General features: G+C 72.6%; 7 protein-coding genes. 3 read left to right on the top strand and 4 right to left on the bottom strand.

The window, feature by feature from the left end; genetic code table 11:
* Positions 1-213: 213 nt before the first annotated feature.
* Together ABZ260_RS40055 and ABZ260_RS40050 are read left to right on the top strand one after the other, a co-directional pair.
* A complete protein-coding gene (locus ABZ260_RS40055; protein WP_355566567.1) occupies positions 214-426 on the top strand; it encodes an EF-hand domain-containing protein in 213 nt (70 codons plus the stop codon).
* A 318-nt stretch (positions 427-744) separates the two neighbouring features.
* Positions 745-1,998 carry a helix-turn-helix domain-containing protein gene (locus ABZ260_RS40050; protein WP_355628040.1) on the top strand — a complete coding sequence of 418 codons (1,254 nt, stop codon included), beginning with the start codon at positions 745-747 and terminating at the stop codon, positions 1,996-1,998.
* 18 nt (positions 1,999-2,016) lie between these two features.
* Here the strand turns inward: ABZ260_RS40050 and ABZ260_RS40045 are convergent, their stop codons facing one another.
* Positions 2,017-2,679 carry a response regulator transcription factor gene (locus ABZ260_RS40045; protein WP_350915792.1) on the bottom strand — a complete coding sequence of 221 codons (663 nt, stop codon included), beginning with the start codon at positions 2,677-2,679 and terminating at the stop codon, positions 2,017-2,019.
* Positions 2,676-3,791, bottom strand: coding sequence for a histidine kinase (locus tag ABZ260_RS40040; protein WP_355628036.1), 1,116 nt, complete (start codon positions 3,789-3,791; stop codon positions 2,676-2,678). The genes ABZ260_RS40045 and ABZ260_RS40040 overlap by 4 nt, the downstream gene beginning before the upstream one ends.
* Before the next feature lie 218 nt (positions 3,792-4,009).
* On the opposite strand from ABZ260_RS40040, the gene ABZ260_RS40035 reads away from it, so the two are divergent.
* Entirely contained in the window at positions 4,010-4,444 is a 435-nt protein-coding gene (locus ABZ260_RS40035) for a DUF6223 family protein (protein WP_355628034.1), read from the top strand.
* On the opposite strand, the gene ccrA is transcribed toward ABZ260_RS40035, so the two are convergent.
* Together ccrA and ABZ260_RS40025 are read right to left on the bottom strand one after the other, a co-directional pair.
* Positions 4,422-5,735 (bottom strand): crotonyl-CoA carboxylase/reductase, encoded by a 1,314-nt coding sequence (ccrA, locus tag ABZ260_RS40030; protein WP_355628031.1) that lies wholly within the window; start codon positions 5,733-5,735, stop codon positions 4,422-4,424. The genes ABZ260_RS40035 and ccrA overlap by 23 nt on opposite strands.
* Positions 5,732-8,633, bottom strand: a 2,902-nt coding sequence (locus ABZ260_RS40025; protein WP_355628029.1) for an SDR family NAD(P)-dependent oxidoreductase, incomplete at its 5' end; no start/stop codon positions are given. The genes ccrA and ABZ260_RS40025, both read right to left, overlap by 4 nt.

Below are 8,633 nucleotides of genomic sequence, written 5' to 3'. Positions count from 1 at the left end.
GCCCGGTGGCCGCCGAGCAGAGCGTGGACGGCGTCGGCGACGCCGAGGGCCAGGCGCTGAACGGCAACCTGAACCAGCTGAAGAAGCTCAAGGCCCCCTGCCCGTGCGGTACCCGGACAGAGGTAATCCTCCGGGTTCGGCCGAGAAGGGCACCCTGAATGCCGCTAGTGTGCTTGCCGTCTGATTTCCCTGCTGCCTAAGGCGGATGCGATCGTGGCGGACGACTACGCGACAACTTTCAAGATCGTCGATGTTGACGGTGACGGCCTCATCTCGGTCCCCGAGCTGACCAGGCTCATGGAGGTGCTCGGCCAGCCGATCACCCCCGAGGCGGCCGCGGCGGCCGTCGTCAGGATCGACCAGGACGGTGACGGCCTCATCTCCCTGGATGAGTTCGCCGGCTATCTCGCCCAGACCAGGGGCTGACCGACCTGATCCGATCGGGGTGCCCGGACCCTGAACCGGGCACCCCGTTCAGGTCCGGTCCCACCACCGCCGGCGCCCGACCGGCCTCGGCCTCGGCCTCGTCACCGGCCCGGCCCGCCCCGCCGGCTCGGGTTCCGCCGGCAACCGGTCTCACGGCCGCCTCCCGTACCCCTTGGCCAGGCACGGGACCGCTCAGCCCCGATCAGTCCCTCCCGTCGAAGACATCACATGTTGCATTTGAGACAAGAACAAGCGTTTGCTAATTGTCCAAAGTGTCAATTAGGTGAGAATCTGAGGCGCACTCCGACAGGAGGGTCCATGGCGACAAAGGAACACACCCGGATCGCTGTCCCCGGCTTGAACGGCCGAAGAACGAGATCTCACGACCAGCCCGACCAGCGGCTGTGGCGTTCGGCTCCGGCCAACGTCGCCAGGCTCCTGAGGCCGGGCCTGGCCCAGGTCGCGCACCAGGTGATCGACGAGATCACGGCGCGGATCCCCGAGTATGCCCGGCCGGCCGACACGAACTACATCAAGGTCATCAGGCTGGCCGTGGACGAGGCCCTGCGCCAGTTCGTCGACCGGATCGAGAACCCCAACGCGCCGTGGGAGCCCGACGTCTTCCGGACGATCGGGCGCGGCGAGGCCAACGAGGGCCGCAACCTCGACCCCCTGCAGACCGCGATGCGCCTGGGCGCCCGGGTCGCCTGGCGGCGGCTCACCGAGCAGTCCGAGCAACTCGGCCTCACCCCACAGCACCTCTACGACCTGGGGGAGGCCATCTTCGTCTATCTCGACCAGCTGGCCGACGCCGCGGCCGAAGGGTTCGAGGAGGCCAGGGTCCGCGCGGCCGGGGAGATCGAGCGCCGCCGCCACCGGCTGATGGACCTGCTGCTCAGCCAGCCGGCCGCGTCCCCCGACGCGATCGCCGACCTGGCCAAGACCGCCGGATGGCGGCTGCCCAAGACCGTGGCCGGGGTCGCGCTGGAGGAGCATCCCGGTGGTTACCGTCCCCCCTCGCTGCCGCCGGACGTGCTGGCCGGCCTCGACCGGCCGGGGCCCTGCCTGATCGTGCCCGACCCTGACGGCCCAGGGCAGGCCCAGACCCTGGAGAAAAGCCTGCGCGGCTGGAAGGCGGCCGTGGGTCCCGCAGTCCCGCTGGCCGCCGCCGCGACCTCACTGCGCTGGGCCCGCGAGGCGCTCGACCTGCACAGGCGCGGCGTGCTCACCGAGCAGCGCGGCCTGCTCCGCTGCTCCGACCACATGGCCACGCTGATCGTGTTCAAGGACGAGGAACTGGTCACCGCGCTCACCAAGGTGCGGCTGGCGCCCCTGGCCCATCTGCGGCCCAACCAGCAGGACCGGCTGGCGGAGACGCTGCTGGCGTGGTTGCGGCACGGCCGGGGTGCCGGGGAGGTCGCCGCCAGGCTCCACGTGCACCCGCAGACCGTGCGCTACCGCCTGCGGCAACTGGAGGAGCTGTACGGCGACCAGCTCAGCGACCCGGACGTCCGGTTCGAGCTGGAGATCGTCCTGCGGGCCCGCCAGTCCGCCGCCGCCGGAACGGCCTGATCACCTGGGGAGGAGAGGTCAGGAGCCGCGCGGGGCCACCAGTCCGGATTCGTAGGCGAGGATCACGAGCTGAGCGCGGTCACGGGCGTGCAGCTTGGCCATGGCTCGGTTGATGTGGGTTTTCGCAGTCTGCGGGCTGATCACCATGCGCTCGGCGATCTGGTCGTTGGACAGGCCCCGCGCGACCAGGACGACGGCCTCGCGTTCGCGGTTGGTCAGTTCTTTCAGCCCCGTGCCGGTGCCGGTGTCGAGCGGCTGGGTGACGTACCTGTCGATGAGCCTGCGGGTGATCGACGGGGCGAGCAGCGCGTCGCCGCGCGCGGCGACGCGTACGGCGTGCAGGAAGTCCTCCGGCTGGATGTCCTTGACGAGGAATCCGGCTGCGCCGGCGCGCAGCGCGTTGAAGACGTATTCGTCAAAGCCGTAGTTGGTCAGGATGACGACGTGCACCCCGGCCAGGGCCGGGTCCGCAGCGATGCGCCGGGTCGCCTCGATGCCGTCGACGACCGGCATCTGGATGTCGATGAGCGCGATGTCGGGCAGATGTTCCCTGGCCAGGGCCAGGCCCTCCATCCCGTCGCCGGCCTCGGCCACCACCTCGATGTCGTCCTCCAGGTCGAGGAGCGCGCGGAATCCGCTGCGCAGGAGCGGCTGGTCGTCGACCAGCAGGACACGGATCATGACGTCCGGTCCACGGGAAGTTCAGCCTGGACGGTGAAGCCTCCCTCGCTGCGTGGCTCCGCGCTCAGCCGGCCGCCGAGGGCGGTGACTCGTTCGCGCATCCCGAGCAGCCCGACGCCGGGCACCGGGGCGGTGTCCGGCGTGGCCCTGCCGTCGTCATCGATGCGTATCGCGAGGGCGTCCGGACGGCAGTCGATCCGGACCGACGCGGTAGCGGCGGCGGCATGGCGGGCGATGTTGGTGAGCGACTCCTGAACGATCCGGTAGACGGTCCGGCTCACCGCGGCCGGCACGTCGTGTTGTTGCCCTTCGATCGTCAGCGTCGCGTCCAGGCCGATGCTACGGGCCCGTTCCACCAGTTCCGGGACGTGGTCGAGCCCACGCGGCGGGGTCGTGTCGTCCTCGCGCAGCGCCTGCAGGGTCGCGCGCAGTTCCCGGGTCGCCTCACGTCCGGCCTGCTGGATCGCCAGCAGGGCCTCCGGCACCTGTTCGCCACGCCTGCGGGCCACGTGGACGGCGACTTCGGCCTGCACCTTGATGATCGAGATCTGGTGGGTGAGCGAATCGTGCAGTTCCCGCGCGATGTGCAGCCGCTCCTCATCGGCGCGGCGCCGCGCGGTCTCCTCCCGGGTGCGCTCGGCTTCCTCCGCCCGCCGCTCGGCCTGCCGCAGTGCCTCGCCCGCGGCGCCCGCGGCGATCAGCCAGGCTATCTCCAGGGCGCCTCGGGCCTGCGCGAGCGCCTCGCCCGTGTCGTGCAGCCCCGAGGCCAGGGCCGCGAGGGGGAGAGCGGCCAGCATGAGCACGCTCACCGCCACCGTGATGGTGCGGTGTCCCGCCCGTACGGCCGCGTACACCGCGCACAGGTACGCAACGGCAGGCACGTCGAAACCGGTCGCCTGGTAACCCACCGCGCACAGCCCGGTGACGGCCAGGACGGGAACCGGAGCCCGGCGGCGCACGGCCAGCACCAGGCCGCCGGCCACCAGCAGCGCGTAGCCGAACAGGTCGAGGTTCGTGGCGGAGTTCTGCCCGGACAGCCCGGTGACCAGCAGCGTCGCCGCCACGCAGACGGCGATCGCCCAATCTTTGACACCGGCCCGTCCCGTACCCATGCGCGCACCTTAGCCGGATGTCCGCGCGGGCGACTCCTGCGCGCGGATGACCGGCCGGCTACCGCACACGCGGTACCTTCGCGGCTCCTGCGGCGTCCGCGGTAGCCGGCTGCGGCGTCGGCGGCAGCGCGAATCGCCTGCGTCCGCCGGACGACCTGCGGTGGGTCCGGCGGGCATGATCAGGCGACGTCCACTCGCAGCAGGAGAAGGAGCACCTCATGTCAGTCCGATTTGTGCTTGCGGTGGCCGGAGCCACCCTGATCGAAGGTTTCGAGCTTGCCGCACACGTCTTGGTCCAGCCGGACCCCGCCAGTGCTTACACCTTGACCACCGGGCGTCTCTGGTCCTTGGTCGCCGCGCTGCTGGGGCTGGCCGGCGTGGTCGTCGGCGGGCTGGCTCTGGCCCGCTCCACCGGTCGTATCGGCACCGGCAACGGGCGAAGGGGGGCCATCGTGGCCCTGGTGGCGGGGCTGGCCGGTGCGGTCGTCGGCGGGCTGGTGGTGGCCGCCGCCGACGGTGGTCCCGGCACCGGCTACGGCATAGTCGGGGGCTACGTGGCCCTGGTGGTCGGGCTGATCGCCATGGTCCTCGGCGGGCTGGCGCTGGCCCGCTCCCGCCGCACCGGCGCCCCTACCGGCCCCGGAACAGCCTGAGCCGGTCCTCGCCGATGCGCTCCCTGAGCGCGTGGTCCTCGACGCCGAGGTCCTCGGTGGGCGCCAGGGCGAGCACGCCTACCTTGCCGACGTGCTCGTTGAGCTGCACAGCGCGGGCGGCGTCGCCGGTCTCGGCGAGCGGGTAGACGGCCGACAGGGTGGGATGCAGCAGGCCCAGCGAGAGCAGCCGGTTGACCTCGTGGCACTCCTGGTAGTTCGCCCCGTGGGAGCCGACGATCCGCTTGAGCTTCATCCACAGGTGCCGGTTGTCGTAAGCGTGGTCGTAGCCGCTGGACGACCCGCACGTGACGACCGAGCCACCGCGCCGCGCGACGTAGACGGAGGCGCCGAAGGTGTCCTGACCGGTGTGCTCGAAGACGATGTGCGGGTCCTCGCCGACCTGGCGGCGGACCTCGGCGCCGAACCTCCGCCAGGCCTTCTCATCGTCGAGATGCTCGAACTGCGAGCGGTCCACCACGTGTTCGCAGCCCATCCTGCGGAGCAGCTCCGCCTTCTCCGCGGAGCTGACGACGCCCACCGGGATGCCGCCGCCGTTCCTCACCAGCTGCACGCCGTACGCGCCGAGCCCGCCGGTCGCCCCCCAGATGAGCACGACGTCGCCCTGCTTCATCCGGGATCCGCGCTCGCTGACCAGCATGCGGTAGGCGGTGGACGCGCACAGCATGTTGCAGGCGGCCTCCTCCCAGGTCAGGTGCCTGGGCTTGGCCAGCAGCTGGGTGGACTTGACCACCGCGAACTCGGCCAGCCCGCCGTAGTTGGTCTCGAACCCCCAGGCCCGCAGGTCGGAGCCGAGCATGGAGTCGGAGTGGCTGATCGGGTCCTGCTCGTCGACGTAGGCGGGCGAGACGACGACCCGGTCACCGATCTTCCAGTGCCGTACCGCGGCGCCCATCCGGACGATCACCCCGGAGGCGTCCGAGCCGAGCACGTGGAAGTCCTTGTCGTGCCGGGGGTCCTCGCGCCCGAACCGCTCCAGGAAGGCGAAGGTGGGGATCGGCTCGAACATGGCCGTCCACACGGTGTTGAAGTTGATCGCGCTCGCCATGACGGCGACCAGCACCTCGTTGGGGCCGAGCTCCGGCATGGGCACCTCGCCCACGTGGACGGATCTGGTGATGTCCTTGTCGACGCCGTTCACGCCGTGCCTGCTCCGGCCGAACATGCCCACCTCACCCTTGCGGGTGTGCGCGGCCCTGAAGGTCGTGGGAATGTCGAGCCGCGCGAGCTCTTCGGGATCGGCGCCGTCGACGACGGCCTGTGCGAGGGTCATTCCTGGCCTCCAAGGTGAGCGGCGATGACTTCGACGTGCGGCGGATCGAGCAGGTTGAGGTGGTGCGAACCGGGGATCGTGACGATCTCCAGTGCCGGGCTGAACGGGCCGAACCCCCGCGAGGGGTCGTCGGCATGGGCGTAGCGGACGTCCTCCACGGCCCACGGGGTCGGTTCCGTCGAGCGGTAGAGCAGCACCCGCCCCGGGTAGCTCCCCGCCCGGTACGCCTCCAGCGCCCGGGTGTCCTCGTGCGAGGTGATCTGGTGCCGCAGGATGGCCTTCCCAAGCAGGTCCAGCACCCCCGACTCGGCGACGCGCGCCTCCACCAGCGCGAGCTGCCCGGCCTCGTCCAGGGCCACCAGTTCCTCGCCGGCGAGGCGGACCCGCACCCCGTAGGTCTCGTCGAGATAGGCGACGAAGTCCGTGTACCGCCGCGCGACGATCTCCGCCCGCTCCGCCGCCTCGACCTCGTCGGGCAGACCCGAGTCGATCATCGCGACCAGTTCCACGTTCTCCGCCCCGAGCCGCCGCGCGATCTCGAACGCCAGGATTCCCCCGAACGACCAACCCCCCAGCCGGTAGGGGCCGGAGGGGCACACCTTCCTGATCTCCTCCACGTACCGGGCGGCCCGCTCCTCGACCCCGGCCTCGGGACCGAACACGCCCATGTCCGCCGGCCGCTCCAGCCCGAACACCACCTGCTCGGCGCCGAGCAGCCCCGCCAGCAGCGAGTACACCCCCGTGGTCCCACCCGCCGGATGCCCCAGGAAGAGCGGCACCCGCTCCCCCGCCTCCGTAGGGCGGGCCGCCAGGTAGGCGTGGGCGGCGGGGGTGAGCGGGCGGACGAGGCCACGGGCGGCCTCCTCCTCGTCGATCCCCCGTACCAGGTCGGCCACCTGGGCACCGGTCCGCAGACCGGCCTGTTCGCCCTCGCCCTCGCCCTCGCCCTCGGCGAGCGCACGGCCCGTCTCCCGGCCGAGGACGTCGAGCAGGACCGGCAGGACGTCCTCGGGAATCTCCTCGGTCACCCCCGGCTCGCGCCCGAGTATCCGGGTGAGCGCGGCGACGACCTGCCGCTCCGCCGCGTCCCTCGGCTCCACCTGGCGGGCCGGGGCCGCCGTGCCGCGCAGGCCGAGCTCCGCGGCGACGGCCATGGCCACGTCCCCGAGGGTCGCCCCCTGCAGCATCGGCGCGGCGGGCACCACCACCCCGAAGTCGTGCTCGATCGTGCCGCGCAGCCGGGTGGCCGCCAGCGAGTCGAGGCCCGCCTCGGTGAGCACCGTGTCCTCCTGGAGCCAGGCGACGTCGAACCCCAGCACCGCCGCCGTCCGCTCCCTGATCTTGCCGACCACGATCTCGACGGCCCTGCCCGGCTCCATGTCGGCCAGGGCCTCGGCACCCGCCCGGCCTCCGGCGCTCGCCCCCGCGCCCGCCAGGTCGGCGAAGTACGGCATGCGCGCGATGCCGGGGAACAGCTCGACGGCGGTCGCCACGTCCAGCCGCAGCACGCCCGCCGCGTCCGCCTCGGCGGCGAGAAGTGCCTCCAGCGCCTCGACTCCCTCGCCGGGCGTGATGGGCGAGACGGCGGGCGGCGCCGCCTGGCTCGCCCCGCCGACCTCGGCCCAGGTGCCCCAGTTGATCGTCGTTCCCGGCAGTCCCTCGGACCTGCGCAGGTCGCAGAGCGCGTCCAGCCAGGCGTTCGCCGCCGCGTAGGCGGCCTGTCCGGGCGAGCCGAGCAGCGCGGCCGCCGAGGAGAACGCCACCCACCAGTCCAGGCTCGCGTGCCTGGTCGCCTGGTGCAGTGCCAGGCCACCGTGGACCTTGGCCGACCAGACCCGGTGCAGGTCCGGCGAGCCCACGTCGACGACGAGGCGGTCGTCCAGCACGCCCGCCGCGTGCACCACGCCACGGAGCCACACCCCTCCGTCGATCACGGCCCTGACCAGCCGTACGGCGACCCCCGGCGCGGCCAGGTCGCCGGTCACCACCTGGACGTCGACGCCCAGCTCGCGCAGCCGCTCGATCTCGGCGGCCCCCTCGGCGGACGGCCCCGACCGCCCGCCGAGCACGATCCGCCCCGCGCCCCGCTCGGCCAGCCAGCGGGCCACGACCAGCCCCAGGCCGCCGTACCCTCCGGTGATCAGGTATCCCCCGCCGCGCCGTACCACCGGCGTCGCCCTGCGCCGCCCGACCGTGCCGGCCCCGTGGGCCGCGCCGGCACCGGCGCCGGGGTCAGGGCCGCCCGCCAGGTCGGGTACGGCGGCGAGACGGGCGGTGTACCGGATGCCGAAGCGCCAGGCGACCTCATCGTCCGGCTCATCGTCCGGCTCGTCGGCCGGCTCGTCGGCCGCCAGCTCCGTCAGGAGCGACTCCGTGTCGTCGACGTCCACCAGGCAGGCTCGCAGCTCCGGATGCTCGAAGGCCAGGACCCGGACCAGCCCGCGCAGCGCGGCGGCCCCCGGGTCACCCGGCTCCCCGTCCAGTACGGCCTGTGCCCGGTCGGTGACGATCCTCAGGCGGGTGCCGGCACCGCCGCCGGGCCCCTCACCGGCCCGCGGTCCCACGAGTTCGCGGACGATCGCGGTCACCGCGAGGAGCAGCGCCTCGCTCCCCGCCGGGGTCAGCCCCGCGGGGACGAGCAGCACGACCTCGTCACTCGCCGGTAGTCCGGCCGGGGGCGAAGGTACGAGGCGGGTCGCGGCGTGCGGGGCGGGTCGCTGGGCCGGCACCAGGGACGAGGCCGCAGCAGGAGGCGGGGAGAGGCAGGGCATCGTGAGCGTGCGGGCGGCGTGCCCGGCGGCGGTCCCCCGCCGTGATCCTCTCGCCACTCCGCTTCCGGCCGTATCGGTCCCGGAGGAGGTCTCGGTGGGGCCGGTGGAGGTCGGCACGTGCGAGGAC

Origin of the sequence: Streptosporangium sp. NPDC006013, assembly GCF_040614275.1 — a bacterium.
GTDB lineage: Bacteria > Actinomycetota > Actinomycetes > Streptosporangiales > Streptosporangiaceae > Streptosporangium.
The sequence above is the reverse complement of the archived record's forward strand: the minus strand, read 5'-3'. Positions and strand labels throughout refer to the sequence as shown.

Excerpts from the sequence above, each read along its gene's own strand:
- ccrA (WP_355628031.1), bottom strand. The coding sequence starts at position 5,735 with ATGACCCTCGCACAGGCCGTCGTCGACGGCGCCGATCCCGAAGAGCTC.
- ABZ260_RS40035 (WP_355628034.1), top strand. The coding sequence starts at position 4,010 with ATGTCAGTCCGATTTGTGCTTGCGGTGGCCGGAGCCACCCTGATCGAA.
- ABZ260_RS40045 (WP_350915792.1), bottom strand. The coding sequence starts at position 2,679 with ATGATCCGTGTCCTGCTGGTCGACGACCAGCCGCTCCTGCGCAGCGGA.
- ABZ260_RS40040 (WP_355628036.1), bottom strand. The coding sequence starts at position 3,791 with ATGGGTACGGGACGGGCCGGTGTCAAAGATTGGGCGATCGCCGTCTGC.
- ABZ260_RS40050 (WP_355628040.1), top strand. The coding sequence starts at position 745 with ATGGCGACAAAGGAACACACCCGGATCGCTGTCCCCGGCTTGAACGGC.